This window comes from Pseudomonas sp. C2B4, assembly GCF_013359695.1.
Lineage (GTDB): Bacteria > Pseudomonadota > Gammaproteobacteria > Pseudomonadales > Pseudomonadaceae > Aquipseudomonas.
The window spans coordinates 39,936-62,990 of record NZ_JABFMU010000022.1 but is presented as its reverse complement, the minus strand read 5'-3'; the positions used below and the strand labels follow the sequence as shown (position 1 = coordinate 62,990).

Below are 23,055 nucleotides of genomic sequence, written 5' to 3'. Positions count from 1 at the left end.
AGGTAATACCCAAGGGTATTCGTTCAGAGGTCCATGCCATGAACACCAGAACAAAAAGGTACCTCGCCATTTTCCTCACCTGCGCGTTCACGCTCGGGCTCTATGGCGCAGCCGCCTGGCGCGTGGAGCAGTTGCGCAACCTGCCCCGTGAATACGCCAGCTGCAATTTCGAGCGCTGCATTCCCCACAACGCAACCCTCAACGCCCTGCGTTGACGAAGGCGTCAGGACCGGTTGTCCTGATCGGCCTTCAAGCGGTCGCGAAAGGCCTTGGGCGAAATCCCTACCCGGCGCCGGAACAGGCGCGTGAAGTTGGTCGGGTCAGAGAATCCCAACACGTCCGACATTTCATAAATGGTCATGCTGGTGTAGGTCAGCAAGCGCTTGGCCTCCAGCAACTGCCGTTCGTGCATGATCTGCAACGCCGGTTGCCCTGCCAGTTCGCGGCAGGTGCCATTGAGGTGGGATACGGAAATGCCCAATCGATGGGCCAGGTCTTCGACCTTGACGTGCTGGCGATAGGTCTCTTCCACCAGTTGAATGAAACCGTTGAGGTATTCCCGGGCACGTTGCGGTCGTTGTGTGGCCGAGTGTCGCTGGATCACCTGGCGGCTGACCCACACCATGATCACGCTGACGAGCGAATGCATGAGCATTTCCCGCGCTGGTTGGTGACCCGTGTATTCGGTTTGCAGGGCAGAAAACAGGCTGTTGAGGTACTCGCTGTCCTTGCCGGCCGGGTAACTTTCGGCCTGGGCCAGGGCATTCACCGAGTTACCCAGTTGTGCTTGAAGGTGGGCGACCAGTGGCGCAGCCAGGGTCACGACGAATCCTTCGACGTCTTCGGAAAAACGGTAACCATGCACCGACAGGGGTGGCATGACCAGAATCGCCGGTTCGTTCAGTTGCGTACGTTTGCCTTCGATTTCAAGCTCGGCCTGACCTTTGAAAACGAAGAGCAACTGGCATAAATCGGCGTGGCGGTGGGGTTTGATTTCCCATTGATGTTCGCGGCTGCGTTTGGAGATGGTTTCACAGTGCAGCAAGTCCGGGGTTGGCCAATCCAGGCTTTCACCGTAGAGCTTGAACACTGGAATCGAAGGCAGGTCAGGCTTGTTCATCACTTCAATCCAGGCCTCGGAATAGATGACGGGCGATAATCGCACCGATTGGCAAAATGTACAGGTATCGGCTCAGTTTTCACCTTCAATTGACAGACCCGCGAGGGAAAAATGCAAGCACTCGATCCATAAAAATCACTCACCGACCTCAGTCGCGTGAAGCTTGCGAGTCATAAGAACAATGAAAATGCTGAAAACCCAAGTCGCCATTATCGGTGCCGGTCCCTCCGGTCTTTTACTCGGTCAATTGCTGCACAACGCCGGCATCGACACCCTGATTCTCGAACGCCAGACACCGGATTATGTCCTCGGCCGCATCCGTGCCGGGGTCCTTGAACAAGGCATGGTAGAGCTGTTGCGCCAGGCTGGGGTGGGCCAACGGATGGACGCCGAAGGACTGGTCCATGGCGGCTTCGAACTGGCCCTTGACGGGCGCCGGGTGCACATCGATCTGCAAACCCTCACCGGCGGCAAAACGGTGATGATCTACGGCCAGACCGAAGTCACCCGCGACCTCATGGCCGCTCGTCGGGAGGCCGGCGCGCAGACGATTTACCAGGCCAGCAACGTTGCCCTTCATGGCATGAAAACCGAAGAAACCTTCGTCACCTTCGAGAAGGACGGCGAGCCGTATCGCCTCGATTGCGACTACATCGCCGGGTGCGACGGTTTACATGGCATTGCACGACAGTCGATCCCTTCCGAGTGCCTGAAGGTGTTCGAGCGGGTCTATCCGTTTGGCTGGCTGGGCATACTGGCCGACACCCCGCCGGTCCACGACGAGCTGGTCTACGCCCGCCACGAACGCGGTTTCGCCTTGTGCAGCATGCGCTCGGCGACGCGCACCCGTTACTACCTGCAAGTACCGGCCGATGAAAAGGTCGAGGACTGGTCCGATCAACGTTTCTGGGACGAACTCAAGACCCGCTTGCCAGCTGCCCTGGCTGAAAACCTGGTGACCGGACCGTCCATCGAAAAGAGCATCGCGCCGCTGCGCAGCTTCGTGGTCGAGCCCATGCAGTACGGACGTATGTTCCTGGTCGGCGACGCCGCGCACATTGTCCCGCCCACTGGCGCCAAGGGCTTGAACCTGGCAGCCAGCGACGTCAGTACGCTGTTCAACATCCTGCTGAAGGTTTATCGCGAAGGTCGTCTCGACTTGCTCGAAAAATACTCCGATATCTGCCTGCGCCGGGTGTGGAAAGCCGAGCGGTTCTCCTGGTGGATGACGTCGATGCTGCACCGTTTCGAGGATCACGATGCCTTCAGCCAGCGCATCGCCGAGTCGGAGCTGGACTATTTCGTCGACTCCGAGGCCGGTCGAAAAACCATTGCAGAAAATTACGTCGGACTTCCGTATGAGGCTATCGAATAGCTTCCTACCGACTTACACTGGCGAGCATCCCCGCTCGCCTTTGCCCCTTGCGGGACCCTCACTGCCCGCAGGTTCTCCCGTGACCAATCTCAATCACCCCGAAACGCCAAAACCGGCCATTCGCAGCGTACTGGTCGCCCTGATGATGGCGATTTTTCTCGGCGCGCTGGACCAGACCATCGTCGCCGTGTCGATGCCGGCCATTTCCGCGCAATTCAAGGATGTCAGCCTGCTGGCCTGGGTGATTTCCGGCTACATGGTGGCGATGACGGTCGCGGTGCCGATCTACGGCAAACTCGGTGATCTGTACGGGCGACGCAAGTTGATGCTGTTCGGCATGGGCCTGTTTACCCTGGCGTCGCTGTTCTGCGGCATGGCCCAGAGCATGGAGCAACTGGTGCTGGCGCGGATTCTCCAGGGCATCGGCGCGGGCGGGATGATTTCGGTCAGCCAGGCGATCATTGGCGACATCGTGCCGCCCCGTGAGCGTGGTCGCTATCAGGGTTACTTCAGCAGCATGTACGCCGTGGCCAGCGTGGCCGGCCCGGTACTCGGCGGGTACATGACCGAATACCTGTCGTGGCGCTGGGTGTTCCTGATCAACCTGCCGCTGGGGCTCGGCGCCTGGTGGGTGGCCCGGCGTAACCTCGTGGGGCTGCCGATTCCGCAGCGCAAACCGATCATCGATTACCTCGGCACACTGCTGATGATTATCGGCCTGACGGCTCTGCTGCTCGGCATCACCCAGGTCGGCCAGGGGCATTCGTGGCGCAGCACTGAAGTGCTGGGACTGTTCGCGTGTGCCGTGCTGGTGCTGGCGGTATTCGTCTGGCATGAGCGTCGGGCGCGAGAGCCGTTGCTGCCGATGCACCTGTTCGCCAACCGCAGCGCCCTGCTGTGCTGGTGCACGATTTTCTTTACCAGCTTCCAGGCCATTTCGTTGATCGTGCTCATGCCGTTGCGCTTTCAGAGCGTCACCGGTGCCGGGGCCGACAGCGCGGCGCTGCACCTGTTGCCGCTGGCGATGGGTTTGCCAATCGGTGCGTATTTCGCCGGACGCCGCACCTCGGTGACCGGTCGCTACAAGCCGCAGATTCTCGCCGGCGCACTCCTGATGCCGATCTCGATCCTCGGCATGGCATTCAGCCCGCCCCAGGCCTTTATCTTGAGCAGTCTGTTCATGTTGCTCAGCGGGATTGCCTCGGGCATGCAGTTCCCGACCTCATTGGTGGGCACGCAGAACGCCGTGGAACAGCGGGACATCGGCGTCGCCACCAGCACCACCAACCTGTTCCGTTCGCTGGGCGGTGCGGTGGGCGTGGCATTGATGTCGGCGCTGCTGCTGGCATTGTTGCAGGATTCGAGCTTCGCGCATTTGGCCAGCGCTTCGCTGGTCAACGAGGGGCACTCCGGGAATGTCCTGCTGGACGGCCTGAACGCTGCACCGGGGGATGCCCAGAACGCCTTGCGCGCCGAACTGCTGCTGACCTTCCGGCATCTGTTGATGGTCAGCGCGGCGGTATCGTTGCTGGGGCTGATGGCGGCGATTGCCATGCCGAACAGGTTGTTGCGCGGGCGGGAAGACAAGGTTCGGTAGTCAGACCGTGTCGCCACCGTTCGCGAGCAGGCTCGCTCCCATCGGACTTGCGCGGTCCTTATGGGACCGAGCCTGCTCGCGAAGGCGTCAGTCCAAACACCTCAACATCAAGGGCTGTAATACCCCACCGCCACCAGCAAATGCCCGACCTTCTTCAGGTAGGCATGCTTGTCCTCGACCTTCCCGGTCACCGGATTCTTCCAGCGATACCCGTACTCGCCATAATCCTGCTTGCTCATCAACGCCAGGATCGGCTCGCCCACCGGTTTACCCTCCGGGTCCTTGATCTTGCCGAAATCGGTATTGATCAAGCGCAGGTTGGTGCCGTGGGCAACATATCGCTGAGTCTCCAGATCGACGACAAACACATACAGGTCGTCCTGCAGATAACCGCCCTTGAGGGAGTTGATCGCCGTCAGGGTGCCTTTCTCGTCCCTTGCCAGGTCGGTGGCCGCTTTATTGAGCAAGGCCATGGCCTGCTCCGCCGACGCCCGTGGCAGGTAGTAGCCGACCGCAAGGATCCGCTGGCCTACGCGCTGGTAATACACATGCTTGCGTTCGACCTTGCCATCGGCCCAGTTCTGCCAGCGGTACTCCGCCTGCTGAATGCCATTGCCCTCCGGTACTTTCAGGGCATCCTTGAAGGTTTTCTGCAGGTCCGGGCCCAGCACCTCCGACACATCCCGGCCAATCAAAGCCGCAGACGGCCCGCCGCTGGCCAGCATCACGCCCTTGGTGTCGACGACAAAGACATAACGGTCCTTGTCGACGAATTCGCCCTGACGGCTGAACGCGGCGAAGGCCTTGTCGCCGTTGTCGTGATAGTAGGCCAGGGCTTTTTCCAGCAGGGCGATGGCCGCCTGACTGTCAGCCTTTTCCGTCCCGGCGGCCTGAACCTGACCCAGGCACAACACAAGCATGCCGCCCAGCAAGGCCAACTTATGCAGAAACCCCATTGCGCATCCCCCGCTCTTGTTGGTGTTTCAAGAGCGTAGACGGAGTGGGGATGAGGGTAGGGCTTTTGTGGTGTGGCTGATGGCGATCGTCAAGCGAGCAACAATCCTGTGGCGAGGGGATTCATCCCCGTTCGGCTGCGCAGCAGTCGCAAAACAATTTCACGCGGTGTACCTGATACACCTCAGTCACAGGTTTTGGGGCCGCTTCGCGGCCCAACGGGGCGGTGCGACGTTTCGCTAAATCCCCTCGCCACACAAGGCCCGCCACAAACTTTGAGCGTGTTTATTGCCTTGCGCGCAATTGCTGTTGCAGGTTCTGGATCTGCGCCTGAAGCGTGTTGATATTGCGAGTCACCTGGCTACGGAAAGCGTCGAATTCCGCCGTATTGGTCGAGCCTTGAGCTGAGGTCGGACGATTATCCTGCTCGCTTTTCAGGATGACGATCTCCTGCTCCAGACGATCGATAGCGGCGCTCGGGTTGCCTTGTTTCTTCAGTGCGGTGATGTCGGCACCGAGGCTTTTCAGCTGGGCGTCGAATTTTTCAGTGTCCGCCGGCGCAGCTTTCAGCGCGGCCACGTCGCCGATCAGGACTTTGACCTGGGCCTGCAATTGCGTGGTGGCGGTCTGTTGCTCGGTGCCTTGCGCGGTACTCTGAGTGGTGACCTGAGCCAGGCGCTTGTCCAGCTCAGCGGTTTGCGCGGTCATCTGCGCCAGGCGCTTGTCCAGCTCCGAGGCCTGACCGGCGACGCCTTGCTGCTGTTTACTCTGGTCCTGCAGCTTGCTTTCCAACTGCCTGATTTGCAGCTTCAAGGCTTCGCTGTCGCTGGTCACGTTGGTCTGGCTGGCAACCACCTTGCCGGAAATGTCCTGAAGGCGCCCCGCCGCTTCCTCACTGATGCGCGCGAAACTTTCCTGGGTGGCCACCAGTTGCTGCTCCATCAGCGAAATCTGCTGGAAGCTCCACCAGGCCAGGCCCGCGAATGCAAAGAACAATGCGCCCACCAGCGCCCACAATGGCCCGGTGCTCGCACTCTTGACCTTGACCACGGGCGCAGTGCGCGAATGCACCGAGGTCCGCGCGGTGGGTACAAAATCATCGTCGTCGAGGCTGTCGGCACGCAGGCTCGGTACTTCGAAGTCGTCGTTGGCATCGTTACGCATGAGTCAACCTTTGTGAAACGGTGATGGCTTGATGCGGCGAGTATAACCCCCACTGCCGCAGCGATTGACCCTCAACCCCGGACTCGGTTCAGTGTGGACCCGTTCAGCGAATATCCTGGGCCTTCCACCAACTGCAGAACTCATCGAGGGCGGTCCATAGACTGACCTTCGGGTCGTAATCCAGATAGTGCCGGGCGCGGCTGATGTCCAGGGTGAAATTTTTGTTCATGACCTGCATGCCCAGTCGCGACAGGGTCGGTTCGGGGCGACCCGGCCACAACTTGCACACGCCTTCGTTGAGCGCGGCGACGCTGTAAGCCAAACCGTAGGAACGGTAGCGCGTTACCTGTGGGACTTCCATTTTGCGCATGACGTAATTGACCACGTCCCACAAGGGAATCGGCGTTCCGTTGCTGATGTTGTAGACCTTGCCCAACGCCGAACCACTGGCCAGCAAACTGCTGAGCAACGCCTCGTTGAGGTTCTGCACGCTGGTGAAATCGGCCTTGTTCAAACCATTGCCGATGATTGCCAGGCGTCCCTTGCGTTGCATATTCAGCAGGCGCGGGAAAATGCTCATGTCACCGGCCCCCGTCACGAAACGCGGACGCAGCGCGATCGTCTCCAGACCGAACTCCTGGGCGCCGAAAACCTTTTGCTCGGCCAGGTATTTGGTCGCGGCGTAGGGATGCTTGAAGCGCTTGGGTACCTGTTCTTCAGTCAAGCCCAAGTGGTCGCGGCCATCGAAGTAGATCGACGGCGAGGACAAATGCACCAGGCGTCGAACCCGCTGCTTCAGGCAGGCTTCCACCACGTTTTCGGTGACCTGGACATTGCCTTGATGAAAGTCCTGATAGCGCCCCCACAGACCGACGGCACCGGCGCAATGCACCACTGCCTCGACGTCGGAGCACAGGTCGCGGGCGAGTTCCGGATCGCTCAAGTCGCCCTGGACGAATTCGGCGCCACGTCGCACCAGATGTTCCACACCCTCGGCCCGGCGACCGTTGACCCGCACGTCCAGGCCCTGCTCCAGGGCGAAACGCGCAAAGCGCCCGCCGATGAAGCCGCTCGCTCCGGTGACCAGAATCTTCATGTAGTGCTCCGAATATTTCGTTTTGCGGTTTTGCGTATTGCGTGAGGTCTTGACGCTGCCCGTCAATCCAACGGCACCAGCCATTGCTTCGACACGCGCACCAATTGATCCGTCAGCAGACCCAGCAACTGGCCGCCATTGCGCCAATGATGCCAGTACAGCGGCACGTCGATCGGCTTATCTGGCAAAAGCTCCAGCAAAGTGCCGCGTTCCAGTTGTTCGCGAACCTGCAGTTCCGGCACCAACCCCCAGCCAAGCCCGGCTTCAGCGAGGCGAATAAAGCCTTCGGACGATGGGCACAAATGGTGCTCGAATCCGCCATCGACACCGAGCGACGCGAGGTAGCGATGCTGCAGGAAGTCATCCGGGCCGAATACCAGTGCCGGGGTGCGAGCCAACTGGTCAGCGCGCACACCCTGGGGAAAATGCCGGGCGATGAAGGCCGGGCTGGCCAAGGCGCGGTAACGCATGGCCCCGAGCAACACGCTGCGCGCGCCGGCCACTGGTCGTTCGCTGGCACACAGGCAAGCCGCCACTTCCCCTGCGCGCATACGTTTGAGGCCAACGGTCTGGTCTTCCACGATCAGATCCAGCAGCAGATGCTGGTCCGCGCAAAAGTCCCCCACGGCCTGTGCCCACCATGTCGCCAGACTGTCCGCGTTCAGCGCAATACGCAGGCGCTCCGGCAGCCCTTCTTCGTCCAGCGCCGGCACCAGGCTTTGTAAATCACGCTCAAGCAGACGCACCTGCTGCACATGGTTGAGCAGACGCCGGCCGATCTCGGTCGGGGACGGCGGCGTACCCCGAACCAGCACCGGTTGGCCCACCCGTGCTTCGAGCAATTTAATACGCTGGGAAATCGCCGATTGCGACAAACCCAGCACCTGCGCAGCCCGTTCGAACCCTGCCTGCTCGACCACCGCGGCCAGGGCAGAAAGCAATTTATAGTCGAACATCAGTTTTCCTAATGAGCGATCAGCACTATTGGTTTTTCTTATACAGCGTCCTGCCGGAAAATGGCCAGCAAGAACTTTTGAACAGGAAACACCGACATGGCTGGCGAAACTTCATTGGCAACGCTGCTGCGCAGCATGAGCCCGCAACTCAACGCCGGCGAATACGTGTTCTGCACCTTGCGCGACGGGCAGTTGCCTGCGGGATTGGAAATCATCGGCAGCTTTCGCGAACAGGAAGGCCTGACGGTCATTCTCGAGCGCTCCCAGGCCGAACGTGCAGGTTTCAGTTTCGACTACGTCGCGGCCTGGATCACCTTGAACGTGCACTCGGCCCTCGAAGCCGTCGGCCTGACAGCCGCATTCGCCACGGCACTGGGCAAGGCCGGCATCAGCTGCAACGTGATCGCCGGCTATTACCACGACCACTTGTTCGTCGGCCAGGCCGACGCCGACCGCGCCATGCAAGTGCTGCGTGATCTGGCAGCCAACGGGGAGTAATGAACATGTGGCAAAGCTATACAAACGGCCTGTTGGTGGCCTTCGGATTGATCATGGCGATCGGCACCCAGAATGCCTTCGTGCTGGCCCAGAGTCTGCGACGTGAACATCATTTGCCGGTAGCGGCACTGTGCGTGGCCTGTGATGCGCTGCTGGTAGCCGCCGGGGTGTTCGGTTTGGCGACGGTGCTGGCGCAGAATCCGACCCTGCTGGCGGTGGCCCGTTGGGGGGGGGCTGTCTTTCTGATCTGGTATGGCAGCCAGGCGCTGCGCCGGGCCTTTTCGAAGCAGAGCCTGCAACAGGGCGAGAACCAGACCGTACGCTCACTGCGGGCCGTCATGCTCAGCGCCTTGGCCGTGACCCTGCTTAACCCGCATGTGTACCTGGACACCGTTTTACTGATCGGTTCTTTGGGCGCCCAACAAACCGAGCCCGGCGCTTACGTGGTCGGCGCGGCCAGTGCCTCCTTATTGTGGTTTTTCACCCTGGCGTTCGGCGCCGCGTGGCTCGCTCCGTGGCTGGCCCGGCCTGGCACCTGGCGAATTCTTGATCTGTTGGTGGCGGTGATGATGTTCGCGGTAGCGTTGCAGCTGATCATGGCGGGATGATTTATTCCAAACTGCTCTGGAACCTCTATTCCACACAGTTGTTGCGTGGTTATGCCGCACCCCCGGTGCTATGATCCGAGACCTGCGCCGCAAAGAGTACAAAACTCACCGGCGCTTGTCTGGCCGCCCGTGATCGGCCTTGCGCTCACCGCACCTGACCTGATTAGGAGATCCACCATGGCTTTCGAATTGCCGCCACTGCCTTACGCACACGATGCACTGCAGCCGCACATTTCCAAGGAAACTCTGGAATACCACCACGACAAGCACCACAACACCTACGTCGTGAACCTGAACAACCTGGTGCCAGGCACCGAGTTCGAAGGCAAGACCCTGGAAGAAATCGTCAAGACTTCCTCGGGCGGTATCTTCAACAACGCCGCTCAGGTCTGGAACCACACTTTCTACTGGAACTGCCTGGCGCCAAACGCTGGCGGTCAACCTACCGGCGCACTGGCTGAAGCCATCAACGCTGCTTTCGGTTCGTTCGACAAGTTCAAGGAAGAGTTCAGCAAGACGTCCATCGGCACCTTCGGTTCCGGCTGGGGCTGGCTGGTGAAAAAGGCTGACGGTTCCCTGGCCCTGGCCAGCACCATCGGCGCCGGCAACCCGCTGACCAACGGCGACACCCCGCTGCTGACCTGCGACGTTTGGGAACACGCTTACTACATCGACTACCGCAACCTGCGTCCGAAGTACGTAGAAGCGTTCTGGAACCTGGTCAACTGGAAATTCGTGGCTGAGCAGTTCGAAGGCAAAACCTTCACCGCTTAAGCTCGACGCCAGTCAAAAAACCCGGCTTTTAGCCGGGTTTTTTTATGGACGGAAGAAGCAAACAGAACGGCGGTGATGGTCCCGCCGCCTTCGCGAGCAGGCTCGCTCCCACAGTTGGACCGAGTTTATCTGGAAGGTGTTGGTCGGCTGTCAGGCCGCCATCGCGGGCAAGCCCGCTTCCACAGGGGACTGCGTACACCCGCCAAACAGGTCGAGTGTCAGCTCGCCTCGGCTGCTTTTGATCCACCCGCCCCTTCGGAACGAAGGAACCCCGAGCCTCAGCGAGGGGCCGGACGCTGGGGCGAGCGCTTTTGGTTACTTTTAAGGCGTTTGTTAAAAGTGACTCGCCGTAAGGGCGAAACCGCCAGTGGCCGTTACCGCAGCAATGGATATGTCCCCGGTCAACAAAAGACAGGTCGGCTGTCAGGCCGCCTTCGCCGGAACGCCACCCGGACCAAACCCGCTCCCACAGGAAGACCGCGCAAATCCGCAAACACGCCAATTTCCCACGATGAAACCAGCCTTCAACCCTTGCCCCGCCGCCACAGCCGTCTAACATCAATCAAACGGAAAATATCTCCACCTCCCCCTCAAGTTGAAGGACTCGACTACCGACACAGTACTAATCGGACAATTACTCGGACAACAGCATATCGGCCAAGCTGCAGGCAAAATTCCCCATGGATGATTGTCCCTTTGACTGCCATCACGGGATTGCCAATACTCATGGCAACTTGATGCTACCCGCACGGAACAAGGAATAACCCTTTGAAGCTGGAACTCAAGAACAGCTTGTCGGTGAAGTTGCTTCGGGTCGTGCTCCTGTCGGCATTGATCGTCGGCGTGGTCTTGAGCTGCGCGCAGATCGTTTTCGATGCCTATAAAACACGCCAGGCCGTCGCCGGCGATGCCGAACGCATCCTCGACATGTTCCGCGACCCTTCGACCCAGGCCGTCTATAGCCTGGACCGGGAAATGGGCATGCAGGTGATCGAAGGCCTGTTCCAGGACGACGCCGTGCGTCAGGCATCCATTGGCCACCCCAACGAAGCCATGCTCGCGCAAAAATCCCGCGACCTGCAGCACTCCAACAGTCGCTGGCTGACCGACCTGATTCTGGGCAAGGAGCGCACGTTCACCACCCAATTGGTGGGCCGTGGCCCTTACAGCGAATATTACGGTGACTTGAGCATCACCCTCGACACGGCGACCTACGGGCAAGGTTTTATCGTCAGTTCGGTGATCATCTTCATATCCGGCGTGCTGCGCGCCCTGGCAATGGGGCTGGTGCTGTATCTGGTCTACCACTGGCTACTGACCAAACCGCTGTCGCGGATCATCGAGCACCTGACCGAAATCAACCCGGATCGTCCCAGCGAGCACAAGATTCCGCTGCTCAAGGGCCACGAGAAAAACGAGCTGGGGATCTGGATCAACACCGCCAACCAATTGCTGGAGTCCATCGAGCGCAACACTCATCTGCGCCACGAAGCGGAAAACAGCCTGTTGCGCATGGCCCAGTACGACTTCCTCACCGGCCTGCCGAATCGCCAGCAATTGCAAACGCAGCTGGACAAGATCCTGGTCGACGCCGGCAGGCTGCAACGACGGGTGGCGGTGTTGTGTGTCGGTCTCGATGACTTCAAGGGCATCAACGAACAGTTCAGCTACCAGACGGGCGATCAGTTGCTGCTGGCCCTCGCTGACCGCCTGCGAGCACACAGCGGACGCCTGGGCGCCCTCGCCCGTCTCGGCGGCGACCAATTCGCCCTGGTGCAGGCCGATATCGAACAACCCTACGAAGCCGCCGAACTGGCCCAAAGCATTCTCGATGACCTGGAAGCGGCGTTTGCCCTCGATCATCAGGAAATCCGCCTGCGCGCCACCATTGGCATCACCCTGTTCCCCGAAGACGGCGACAGCACCGAGAAGCTGCTGCAAAAAGCCGAGCAGACCATGACCCTGGCCAAGACTCGCTCGCGCAACCGCTATCAGTTCTACATTGCCAGCGTCGACACCGAGATGCGTCGCCGCCGCGAGCTGGAAAAAGACCTGCGCGATGCCCTGGCCCGCGAGCAGTTCTACCTCGTCTACCAGCCGCAGATCAGCTACCGCGACCATCGGGTGGTCGGCGTCGAGGCGTTGATTCGCTGGCAGCACCCGGAACACGGGCTGGTTCCGCCGGACCTGTTCATCCCGCTGGCCGAGCAGAACGGCACCATCATTGCCATTGGCGAGTGGGTACTGGATCAGGCCTGCAAGCAATTGCGCGACTGGCATGACCAGGGCTTCAGCGATTTGCGCATGGCGGTGAACCTGTCCACCGTGCAACTGCACCACGCCGAATTGCCAAGGGTGGTCAACAACCTGCTGCAGATGTATCGCCTGCCGCCACGCAGCCTGGAGCTGGAAGTCACCGAGACCGGCCTGATGGAAGACATCAGCACCGCCGCACAACACCTGCTCAGCCTGCGTCGCTCTGGCGCGCTCATCGCGATCGACGACTTCGGTACCGGTTATTCATCCTTGAGCTACCTGAAAAGCCTGCCGCTGGACAAGATCAAGATCGACAAGAGCTTCGTACAGGACCTGCTCAATGACGACGACGATGCGACCATCGTTCGCGCCATTATCCAGCTGGGCAAGAGCCTGGGCATGCAGGTGATCGCCGAGGGCGTGGAAACCGCGGAACAGGAGGCTTACATCATCTCCGAAGGCTGCCATGAAGGTCAGGGTTATCACTACAGCAAACCGCTGCCGGCCAGGGAATTAGGCGCCTACCTGAAACAAGCCCAGCGCAGTAACGCGGCTATTTTGTAAAAGACTGCCGACTCCTTTCACTTTGTGGGAGCGAGCCTGCTCGCGATGAATTTGAAAGCGACGCATTTTTCCAGATAGCCCGCGTCATCGTTCACTTCCATCGCGAGCAGGTTCGCTCCCGCAGAATGAAAGCGCCACCGTCGTTAATAAGAAATATTTCCAAGTACCCTTTACACATAATGCGAAAGATTTGCATTATGTGGCAGTTTTGCGCGCCGGTCGCGCCATACCACCCCCTCTCGAAGCAGGATGTTCGCCATGATTCGTATGCCTCTGGCTACCGCCAGTCTGTTGGCCATCGCTATTTCCCTCGCCGGCTGTGGCGAAGGTAAAGACAAAGAAAAAGCTGCCGCGCCTGCGCCAGCTGCCAGCACTGCTGCTGCCCCGGCTACCCCAGCCGCCGCACCTGCCGCTGCCGGCAAGGTCGATGAAGCTGCCGCCAAAGCCGTTGTCGCGCACTACGCCGACATCGTTTTCGCTGTCTACAGCGATGCCGAATCCACTGCGAAGACCCTGCAAACCGCCGTTGACGCCTTCCTTGCCAAGCCGAACGCCGACACCCTGAAAGCCGCCAAGGCTGCCTGGATCGCTGCCCGCGTTCCTTACCTGCAGAGCGAAGTGTTCCGCTTCGGCAACACCATCATCGACGACTGGGAAGGTCAGGTGAATGCCTGGCCCCTGGACGAAGGCCTGATCGACTACGTCGACAAATCCTACGAGCACGCGCTGGGTAACCCGGGCGCCACCGCCAACATCATCGCCAATACACAAATTCAGGTCGGCGAAGACAAGGTCGACGTGAAAGACATCACCCCGGAAAAACTCGCCAGCCTGAACGAGCTGGGCGGTTCCGAGGCCAACGTCGCCACTGGCTACCACGCCATCGAATTCCTGCTCTGGGGCCAGGATCTGAACGGCACCGGCCCTGGCGCCGGCAACCGCCCGGCTTCCGACTACCTGGAAGGCAAAGGCGCCACCGGCGGCCACAACGATCGTCGCCGTGCTTACCTGAAAGCCGTGACCCAGCTGCTGGTCAACGACCTGGAGGAAATGGTCGGTAACTGGAAGCCGAACGTGGCCGACAACTACCGCGCCACTCTGGAAGCCGAACCGGCTGAAAGCGGCCTGCGCAAAATGCTGTTCGGCATGGGCAGCCTGTCCCTGGGCGAACTGGCGGGCGAGCGCATGAAGGTTTCCCTGGAAGCCAACTCCCCGGAAGACGAACACGACTGCTTCAGCGACAACACCCACAACTCGCAGTTCTACGATGCCAAAGGCGTTCGTAACGTGTACCTGGGCGAATACACCCGCGTCGACGGCACCAAAATGACCGGCGCCAGCCTGTCGTCCCTGGTGGCCAAGATCGATCCGGCTGCCGACACCGCGCTCAAAGCCGACCTGGCCGCGACCGAAGCCAAGATGCAGGTCATCGTCGATCACGCCAACAAGGGTGAGCACTACGACCAGCTGATCGCTGCCGGCAACACCGCGGGCAACCAGATCGTGCGTGACGCCATCGCATCCCTGGTCAAGCAGACCGGTTCGATCGAGGCTGCTGCCGGCAAACTGGGCATCGCCGACCTGAACCCGGACAACGCTGATCACGAGTTCTGATCAACGCTGGCTGAATAGAGAGGCGACCTTCGGGTCGCCTTTTTTATGGGGCTGGACGCGGTCCATTGTGGGAGCGAGCCTGCTCGCGAAGAGGCCATTACAGACAACATCTTCAGTGCGGCTAAATACCGCATTCGCGAGCAGGCTCGCTCCCACAGGGGTTTGTGGCGTGTTCATGGAGTGTGCCCCACATCAAGTAAACGATAATTCCTCTTATTCAAAATCCCCTGCCCTGTTAGACTTTGCGCCCTTGTTTTGCTCGTCTTGCAGGATGTCTGATGCCCCCGCTGCTGGTTCGCTTGTCCGCACTGTTTCTGGCCCTGGGCCTGAGTGCCTGCGATGACGCCCCGCGTTTTACCAAGGCAGAACCCGGTGAAGCCCGCTCCGGGGGCAGTACGACCGTGCGCAAGACCGATCAGAACGCGTTCTCGTTGCCATCGGCCAACCTGCCGCCATCGCGTCGCGTGGACTTCAGTGTCGGCAACAGTTTCTTCCGCAATCCCTGGGTGATCGCCCCGTCGACCACCACCGCCCGTGACGGCCTCGGCCCGTTGTTCAACACCAACGCCTGTCAGGGCTGCCACATCAAGGACGGCCGTGGTCACCCGCCTGCGCCCGATGCGCAGAATGCCGTGTCGATGCTGGTCCGCCTGTCGATTCCCGATGCCCCGATCTACGCCAGGATCATCGAACAGCAGGGCGTCGTGCCGGAGCCGGTCTACGGCGGGCAATTCCAGGACATGGCCGTGCCCGGCGTCGTCCCGGAAGGCAAGGTGCGGGTCGACTACACGCCGGTGACGGTTCGCTTCAAGGACGGTACGGAAGTCGAACTGCGCAAGCCGACCTTGAACATCACACAGCTGGGCTATGGACCGATGCACCCCGATACCCGTTTCTCGGCCCGCGTTGCACCGCCGATGATCGGTCTGGGCCTGCTGGAAGCCATCCCTGAAGAGGCCATCCTGGCGAATGCCGAGGCGCAGGCTAAAGCGAAAAACGGCATTGCCGGACGTCCGAACCGGGTCTGGGATGACACCCAACAGAAAACCGTCCTCGGCCGATTTGGCTGGAAAGCCGGGCAACCGAACCTCAATCAACAAAATGTTCACGCGTTCTCGGGTGACATGGGCCTCACGACCAGCCTGAGACCCTTTGATGACTGCACTGACACGCAAACCGCCTGCAAGCAGGCACCGAATGGCAACGGCCCCGATGGCGAGCCGGAAGTCAGCGACAACATCCTGCGCCTGGTGCTGTTCTATACCCGCAACCTCGCCGTCCCGGCACGCCGCGATGTCGGCGCGCCTGACGTGCTGACTGGCAAGAACCTGTTTTACCAGGCCGGATGCCAATCTTGTCACACACCGAAATACACCACCGCCGCCAACGCCGCCGAGCCTGAACTGGCCAATCAAGAGATTCGCCCGTACAGCGATCTGCTACTGCACGACATGGGCGACGGTCTGGCCGACAACCGCAGAGAATTCCAGGCCGGCGGCCGCGACTGGCGCACGCCGCCGTTGTGGGGCATCGGTTTGACCGAAGCGGTCAGTGGCCACACCCAGTTTTTGCATGACGGCCGTGCCCGCAACCTGCTCGAAGCCGTGCTCTGGCATGGCGGCGAGGCGAAAGCGGCACAGCAGCAGGTTTTGTCTTTCAATGCCGAGCAGCGCGCCGCATTGCTGGCGTTTTTGAATTCCCTTTAATACGTATTCCACTCGCGGGAGCCATACATGTTCCGTCCCAAACTGTTGTTCACCAGCCTGGCCGCGCTAGCTCTAGGCGCCTGTTCACCGCAGGACCCGCAAGCCGTTACTTCGGCGGCCATCGCCAAGTCTGTGATTCTGCCGACGTATACCCGTTGGGTTGAAGCCGACCGCCAACTGGCCGTCAGCGCCCTCGCCTATTGCGAAGGCAAGGAAACCCTCGAAACCGCCCGTGCCGACTTCCTGCATGCACAGAAAGCCTGGGCCGAGCTGCAACCGCTGCTGATCGGACCGCTGGCCGAAGGCAATCGCGCCTGGCAAGTACAGTTCTGGCCGGACAAGAAAAACCTCGTCGGCCGCCAGGTCGAGCAACTGGTCACCGCTCAGCCGCAGATCGACGCCGCTGCACTGGCCAAGTCCAGCGTCGTGGTTCAGGGCCTGTCGGCCTATGAGTACATCCTGTTCGACAGCAAGCCTGATGTGGCCAATGCCGAGCAGAAGGCCAAGTACTGCCCGCTGCTGATTGCCATCGGCGAGCGTCAGAAACAGCTGGCCGAAGAGATTCTGAAGAGCTGGAACAACACCGACGGCATGCTCGCGCAAATGAGCAAATTCCCGAACCAGCGCTATGCCGACTCCCACGAAGCGATCGCCGATCTGCTGCGCGTGCAGGTCACCGCACTCGACAGCTTGAAGAAAAAACTCGGCACGCCGATGGGGCGCCAGACCAAGGGCGTGCCGCAACCGTTCCAGGCCGATGCGTGGCGCAGCCAATCGTCCCTGGCCGGTATGGAAGCCAGCCTCGCCGCTGCCAAAACCGTGTGGGAAGGCGTCGACAACAAAGGGATTCGTGGTTTGTTGCCAAGCGACCAGAAACCATTGGCCGACAAGATCGACGCCGCCTATGCCGCATCGCTCAAACTGTTTGCCAGCAACCAGCGCTCGCTGACCGAAATGCTCAATGACGATGCCGGTCGCCAGCAACTCAACGATATCTATGACAGCCTCAACGTCGTCCACCGCCTGCACGAAGGCGAACTGGCCAAGGCGCTGGGTATCCAACTGGGCTTCAACGCCAACGACGGTGACTGATGAGGGCAACTGCCATGCTGCGACGCCAGGCTCTGACTTTAGGTAGCTTGCTGCTGGGAGCAGTGACACTGGGCGGCTGGACGCTGTTCAAGCGCAAGGATCAAAGTCCGCTGCTGCTCTCGGCGCGGGACGATACCGATGGCAAGCACTATGCCGTCGGCTATCGGCTGGATGGCACCCGGGTGTTTGCCACCCAGGTCGGTCAGCGCTGCCACGACATCATCAACCACCCGACGTTGCCGATCGCACTGTTCGTCGCCCGGCGCCCGGGCACCGAGAGCTACCTGATCGACTTGCGTGACGGTACGCTGCTGCAAACCGTAACGTCCCGGCCGAATCGGCACTTCTACGGCCACGCGGTGATTCACCAGAGCGGCGATTGGCTGTATGCCACCGAAAACGACACCTCCGATCCGGGCCGAGGCCTGCTGGGTGTGTACAAGTTCGAAGGCGAACGCCTGGTGCACAGCGGCGAGATTTCCACCCACGGCATCGGCCCGCATCAGGTGTCGTGGATGCCGGATGGCGAGACCCTGGTGGTGGCCAATGGCGGGATTCGTACCGAGGCGGAAAGCCGCGTCGAGATGAACCTCAACGCCATGGAGCCGAGCCTGGTCCTGATGCAACGCGACGGCACCCTGCTGAGCAAGGAAACCCTCGCCCAGCAGATGAACAGCGTGCGCCACCTGGGCATTGCCAGCGATGGCACCATCGTCGCCGGCCAGCAGTTCATGGGCGCGGCCCACGAACGCTCGGAACTGCTGGCGATCAAGCGTCCCGGTCAACCCTTCGTGGCCTTCCCGGTGCCCGAACACCAGTTGCAGGCGATGGGGCACTACACCGCGAGCGTTGCGGTGCACAGCGACTTGCGCCTGGTGGCGCTGACTGCGCCACGGGGCAATCGCTTCTTCATCTGGGACCTGGACAGCGGCGAAGTGCGCCTGGACGCGCCACTGCCCGATTGCGCCGGGGTTGGCGCAGTGGCCGACGGTTTTGTCGTGACCTCGGGCCAGGGTCGCTGCCGGTACTACGATTGCCGTCAGACAGATCTGGTTGCAAAACCGCTGGAGCTGCCGGCGGGGCTCTGGGACAACCATCTTCACTTGATGGCGTAGTCACCCTCTGTAGGAGCGAGCTTGCTCGCGATGGACGTCAACGATGACGCGGGCTGTCTGAATGCCCGCGTTGCCCTGACGTTTTTCGCGAGCAAGCTCGCTCCTACAGTTTTTGCGTCCTGCGTGCTCACAAGTATCAGGAGCTGCCGAAGGCTGCGATCTTTTCGGACTTTCACCCTCTAATACTTGGCAACCTGTAAAAACTGCCAGTTGGATTCCCTTTGTCAGTCGCGGTAATGTGCCCGACTGTCTCACCTGATTTCTCCAAGGAACTGGAAATATGCTGCGTCGCCGCATGCTGATCATGTTGGGTGTTGTTCTGCTGATCGTGCTGGTGCTGGCCGGGTATAAAGCCTTCTCCATCTACACGATGATCCAAGGCTTCTCCGCGCCGAAACCGCCCATCAGCGTCGCCGTGGCCACGGCAACCGAACGGCCCTGGCAAGCTCGCCTGCCCACCGTTGGCACGCTCAAGGCCCTGCAAGGGGTGGACCTGAGCCTGGAGACTGACGGCACCGTCATCGATGTGCAGTTCGAATCAGGACAGAAGGTCAAGGCCGGTCAACCCATCGTCCGCCTCGACAGCGCCGTGGAAAGCGCCCTGCTCGAAACCGCCCTGGCCGACCTCGGGCTGGCCCAGGTGGATTACACCCGCGGCAGCCAATTAGTGGGTAGCCAGGCCATTTCCAAAGGCGAATTCGACCGACTCTCGGCGGTCTTTAAAAAGAGCAAGGCAACGGTCAATCAACTCAAGGCCGCGCTCGGCAAAAAAAGCATCCTTGCGCCCTTCAGCGGCACCATCGGTATTCGCCAGGTGGACGTTGGCGACTACGTGGCCACCGGCACCATGATTGCTACCCTGCAAGACCTCAGCAGCCTTTACGTCGACTTTTTCGTGCCTGAACAGTCAGTGCCGAAGATTGCCGTCGGCCAACCGGTGCAGATCATTGTGGCTGCTTTTCCGACTGAGGCGTTCCCGGGCACCATCAGTGCGATCAACCCGAAAGTCGAGAACAGCACGCGAAACGTGCAGGTCCGCGCCACCCTGGCCAACCCCGATGGCAAATTGCTTCCGGGCATGTTCGCCAGCCTCCAGGTCCTTTTGCCCGACCCGCAACCGCGCATCGTCGTGCCGGAAAGTGCGATCACCTACACGCTCTATGGCAACTCGGTCTATGTCGCCACCCAAAAGAAAGCCGAAGACGGCAGCGTGGAAAAAGACGACAAGGGCCAACCTGTCCTGATCGCCGAACGGCGATTCGTCGAAACCGGTGAGCGCCGTGACGGGCTGGTGATGATCACCAAAGGCGTGCAGAACGGCGAAACGGTGGTCACCGCCGGCCAGATCAAACTGGACAACGGTGCACACATCGCCATCAGCGACGACAAGACGTTGGCCGAGAAGAACAGCCAGCCGCGCGCTGACTGATCAAGGAACCCCCATGGCTTTTACTGATCCGTTCATCCGCCGCCCGGTGCTCGCCACCGTGGTGAGCCTGCTGATTGTACTGCTGGGTTTCCAGGCCTGGAGCAAGTTGCCGCTGCGCCAGTACCCGCAAATGGAAAACGCCTTGATCACGGTGACCACCGCGTACCCCGGGGCAAACGCCGAGACCATCCAGGGCTATATCACCCAACCAATGCAGCAGAGCCTGGCGAGCGCCGAGGGCATCGACTACATGACTTCGGTCAGTCGACAGAACTTCTCGGTGATCTCGATCTATGCGCGCATCGGCGCCAATAGCGACCGCCTGTTCACCGAGCTTTTGGCCAAAGCCAACGAGGTCAAGAACCAGCTGCCTCAGGACGCCGAAGACCCGGTCTTGAGCAAAGAGGCCGCCGACGCCTCGGCGCTGATGTACATCAGCTTTTTCAGTAAGGAATTGAGCAACCCGCAGATCACCGACTATCTGTCGCGGGTGATCCAGCCGAAACTGGCGACCCTGCCGGGCATGGCCGAAGCCGAGATTCTCGGTAACCAGGTGTTTGCGATGCGCCTGTGGCTGGATCCGGTGAAACTCGCCGGTTTCGGCCTCAGTGCCAGCGACGTGACCAACGCGGTGCGTCAGTACAACTTTCTCTCCGCCGCCGGTGAAGTGAAGGGCGAGTACGTGGTCACCAGCATCAACGCCAGTACCGAACTCAAATCCGCCGAAGCCTTCGCGGCCATTCCACTCAAGGTCGACGGTGACAGTCGCGTGCTGCTGCGTGACGTCGCCCGGGTCGAGATGGGTGCGGAAAACTACGACACCATCAGCTCCTTCGGCGGTACGCCCTCGGTGTACATCGGCATCAAGGCCACACCCGGCGCCAACCCGCTGGACGTGATCAAGGAAGTGCGCAAGATCATGCCGGATCTTGAGGCCCAGCTCCCCCCGAATCTCAAGGGAGAAATCGCCTACGACGCCACACTTTTCATCCAGGCCTCGATCGACGAAGTGGTGAAGACCCTGTTCGAAGCGGTGTTGATCGTGATTGTGGTGGTATTCCTGTTTCTGGGGGCGTTGCGCTCGGTGGTGATCCCGGTGGTCACCATCCCACTGTCGATGATCGGCGTGATGTTCTTCATGCAGATGATGGGCTACTCGATCAACCTGCTGACCCTGCTGGCGATGGTGCTGGCCATCGGCCTGGTAGTGGATGACGCCATTGTGGTGGTTGAAAACATCCACCGCCACATCGAGGAAGGCAAGACGCCGCTGGACGCCGCCATCGAAGGCGCCCGGGAAATCGCCATGCCTGTGGTGTCGATGACCATCACTCTTGCGGCCGTGTATGCGCCGATCGGTTTCCTGACGGGGCTCACCGGGGCTCTGTTCAAGGAGTTCGCCCTGACCCTGGCGGGTGCCGTGGTGATCTCCGGTATCGTTGCCCTGACCTTGTCGCCGATGATGTGCGCCTTCCTGTTGCGTCACGATGAAAACCCGACCGGCCTGGCCCACCGCCTCGACCTGATTTTCGAAAGCCTCAAGCGCCGCTACCAACACCTGCTGCACGGCACCCTGAACACCCGCCCGGTGGTGCTGGTGTTTGCCGTCATCGTGCTGTGCCTGATTCCGGTACTGCTCAAGTTCACCAAGTCGGAACTGGCACCGGATGAAGACCAGGGCGTCATATTCATGATGGCCAACGCCCCGCAACCGACCAACCTCGATTACCTGAACACCTACACCGACGAGTTCGTTTCGATCTTCAAGGCGTTTCCCGAATACTACTCATCGTTCCAGATCAACGGTTTCAACGGCGTGCAATCGGGTATTGGCGGTTTTCTGCTCAAACCGTGGAACGAGCGCAGCCGGACCCAGATGCAAATCCTGCCCGACGTTCAGGCCAAGCTGGAGAGCATTCCGGGACTGCAGATTTTCGGCTTCAACCTGCCTTCGTTGCCGGGAACCGGCGAGGGTCTGCCCTTCCAGTTCGTCATCAATACCGCCAACGATTACGAGTTGCTGCTGCAAGTGGTGGACCGGGTGAAAAAGCGCGCGCTGGAGTCCGGCAAGTTCGCTTTCGTCGATGTCGACCTGGCGTTCGACAAACCCGAAGTCGTGGTGGATATCGATCGCGCCAAGGCTGCACAGATGGGCGTGTCGATGCAGGATCTGGGCGGAACGCTGGCGACCTTGCTAGGCGAAGCGGAAATCAACCGCTTCACCATCGAAGGACGCAGTTACAAGGTAATTGCCCAGGTTGAACGTCCCTTCCGGGATAACCCTGACTGGCTCAATAATTACTACGTCAGGAATAACAAGGGTGAACTGCTGGCCCTGTCGACCCTGATTACAGTGAACGACCGGGCGCGCCCACGGCAATTGAATCAGTTCCAGCAACTCAATTCCGCCATTCTTTCCGGAGTACCGCTGGTCAGCATGGGCGAAGCCATCGACACCGTGCGCCAGATCGCCCGGGAAGAAGCACCGGTGGGGTTTGCCTTCGACTACGCCGGCGCCTCGCGGCAATACGTGCAGGAAGGCAGCGCATTGTGGGTCACCTTTGCCTTGGCCCTGGCAATCATTTTCCTGGTGCTGGCGGCCCAGTTCGAAAGCTTCCGCGATCCGTTGGTGATTCTGGTAACTGTACCGCTATCGATCTGTGGCGCCTTGCTCCCGCTGTTTCTCGGCTGGTCGAGCATGAACATCTACACCCAGGTCGGGCTTGTGACGCTGATCGGCCTGATCAGCAAACACGGCATTCTGATCGTCGAGTTCGCCAACCAGTTGCGCAAGGACAAGGGCCTGACACCCCGCGAGGCCGTTGAAGAAGCAGCGTCCATCCGCCTGCGCCCAGTGCTGATGACGACCGCCGCGATGGTGTTCGGCATGGTGCCGTTGATCATTGCCACGGGTGCGGGCGCGGTTAGCCGGTTCGATATCGGTACGGTGATCGCGACGGGCATGTCGATCGGCACGCTGTTTACGTTGTTTGTCCTGCCGTGCGTGTACACCTTGCTGGCAAAACCCGATAAACCTGAAGAACACTGATTGACCTGTGGGAGCGAGCCTGCTCGCGAAGGCTGTGTGTCATTCAGCATTGATGTTGACCGGTACACCGTTTTCGCGAGCAGGCTCG

Annotated in this window: 18 protein-coding genes; 13 read left to right on the top strand and 5 right to left on the bottom strand. The window is 60.4% G+C overall.

All coding sequences use genetic code 11. The features are described from left to right. The first annotated feature begins 38 nt into the window (after positions 1–38). Entirely contained in the window at positions 39–215 is a 177-nt protein-coding gene (locus HNQ83_RS16010; protein WP_175389860.1) for a hypothetical protein, read from the top strand. An 8-nt stretch (positions 216–223) separates the two neighbouring features. Here the strand turns inward: HNQ83_RS16010 and HNQ83_RS16005 are convergent, their stop codons facing one another. Beyond that, positions 224–1,120, bottom strand: a complete 897-nt coding sequence (locus HNQ83_RS16005) for a helix-turn-helix domain-containing protein (RefSeq protein ID WP_175389859.1) — start codon at positions 1,118–1,120, stop codon at positions 224–226. 190 nt (positions 1,121–1,310) lie between these two features. Between HNQ83_RS16005 and pobA the strand changes: the two genes are divergently transcribed. Beyond that, entirely contained in the window at positions 1,311–2,495 is a 1,185-nt protein-coding gene (gene pobA / locus HNQ83_RS16000) for a 4-hydroxybenzoate 3-monooxygenase (RefSeq protein ID WP_175389878.1), read from the top strand. Between the two features lie 79 nt (positions 2,496–2,574). Then, entirely contained in the window at positions 2,575–4,092 is a 1,518-nt protein-coding gene (locus HNQ83_RS15995; RefSeq protein WP_175389858.1) for a DHA2 family efflux MFS transporter permease subunit, read from the top strand. A 107-nt stretch (positions 4,093–4,199) separates the two neighbouring features. Here the strand turns inward: HNQ83_RS15995 and HNQ83_RS15990 are convergent, their stop codons facing one another. From HNQ83_RS15990 to HNQ83_RS15975, 4 genes are all read right to left on the bottom strand, one after another. Further along, positions 4,200–5,048 (bottom strand): cache domain-containing protein, encoded by an 849-nt coding sequence (locus HNQ83_RS15990; RefSeq protein ID WP_175389857.1) that lies wholly within the window; start codon positions 5,046–5,048, stop codon positions 4,200–4,202. Positions 5,049–5,331: 283 nt separating this feature from the next. Next, positions 5,332–6,210 (bottom strand): ATPase, encoded by an 879-nt coding sequence (locus HNQ83_RS15985; protein WP_175389856.1) that lies wholly within the window; start codon positions 6,208–6,210, stop codon positions 5,332–5,334. Between the two features lie 103 nt (positions 6,211–6,313). Further along, on the bottom strand, positions 6,314–7,306 hold the full coding sequence (locus tag HNQ83_RS15980) for an NAD(P)-dependent oxidoreductase (RefSeq protein ID WP_175389855.1): 993 nt from the start codon (positions 7,304–7,306) through the stop codon (positions 6,314–6,316). Between the two features lie 62 nt (positions 7,307–7,368). Beyond that, entirely contained in the window at positions 7,369–8,262 is an 894-nt protein-coding gene (locus HNQ83_RS15975) for a LysR family transcriptional regulator ArgP (RefSeq protein ID WP_175389854.1), read from the bottom strand. 96 nt (positions 8,263–8,358) lie between these two features. Between HNQ83_RS15975 and HNQ83_RS15970 the strand changes: the two genes are divergently transcribed. From HNQ83_RS15970 to HNQ83_RS15925, 10 genes are all read left to right on the top strand, one after another. Then, a complete protein-coding gene (locus HNQ83_RS15970; RefSeq protein WP_175389853.1) occupies positions 8,359–8,760 on the top strand; it encodes an ACT domain-containing protein in 402 nt (133 codons plus the stop codon). Between the two features lie 5 nt (positions 8,761–8,765). Continuing rightward, the gene (locus HNQ83_RS15965; protein WP_175389852.1) at positions 8,766–9,368 is read left to right on the top strand and encodes a LysE/ArgO family amino acid transporter; all 603 of its coding nucleotides are present in this window, start codon (positions 8,766–8,768) and stop codon (positions 9,366–9,368) included. A gap of 177 nt (positions 9,369–9,545) precedes the next feature. Beyond that, positions 9,546–10,142, top strand: a complete 597-nt coding sequence (locus tag HNQ83_RS15960; RefSeq protein WP_007986065.1) for a superoxide dismutase — start codon at positions 9,546–9,548, stop codon at positions 10,140–10,142. 768 nt (positions 10,143–10,910) lie between these two features. Continuing rightward, the gene (locus HNQ83_RS15955; protein WP_175389851.1) at positions 10,911–12,962 is read left to right on the top strand and encodes a bifunctional diguanylate cyclase/phosphodiesterase; all 2,052 of its coding nucleotides are present in this window, start codon (positions 10,911–10,913) and stop codon (positions 12,960–12,962) included. Between the two features lie 258 nt (positions 12,963–13,220). Next, on the top strand, positions 13,221–14,576 hold the full coding sequence (locus HNQ83_RS15950) for an imelysin family protein (RefSeq protein WP_175389850.1): 1,356 nt from the start codon (positions 13,221–13,223) through the stop codon (positions 14,574–14,576). A 278-nt stretch (positions 14,577–14,854) separates the two neighbouring features. Then, a complete protein-coding gene (locus HNQ83_RS15945) occupies positions 14,855–16,282 on the top strand; it encodes a di-heme oxidoredictase family protein (RefSeq protein WP_175389849.1) in 1,428 nt (475 codons plus the stop codon). 27 nt (positions 16,283–16,309) lie between these two features. Continuing rightward, the gene (locus HNQ83_RS15940; RefSeq protein ID WP_175389848.1) at positions 16,310–17,374 is read left to right on the top strand and encodes an imelysin family protein; all 1,065 of its coding nucleotides are present in this window, start codon (positions 16,310–16,312) and stop codon (positions 17,372–17,374) included. A 14-nt stretch (positions 17,375–17,388) separates the two neighbouring features. Further along, the gene (locus HNQ83_RS15935) at positions 17,389–18,489 is read left to right on the top strand and encodes a DUF1513 domain-containing protein (RefSeq protein ID WP_175389847.1); all 1,101 of its coding nucleotides are present in this window, start codon (positions 17,389–17,391) and stop codon (positions 18,487–18,489) included. Between the two features lie 280 nt (positions 18,490–18,769). Continuing rightward, the gene (locus HNQ83_RS15930; protein ID WP_175389846.1) at positions 18,770–19,918 is read left to right on the top strand and encodes an efflux RND transporter periplasmic adaptor subunit; all 1,149 of its coding nucleotides are present in this window, start codon (positions 18,770–18,772) and stop codon (positions 19,916–19,918) included. 13 nt (positions 19,919–19,931) lie between these two features. Continuing rightward, positions 19,932–22,967 (top strand): multidrug efflux RND transporter permease subunit, encoded by a 3,036-nt coding sequence (locus tag HNQ83_RS15925; protein ID WP_175389845.1) that lies wholly within the window; start codon positions 19,932–19,934, stop codon positions 22,965–22,967. Positions 22,968–23,055: the final 88 nt, after the last annotated feature.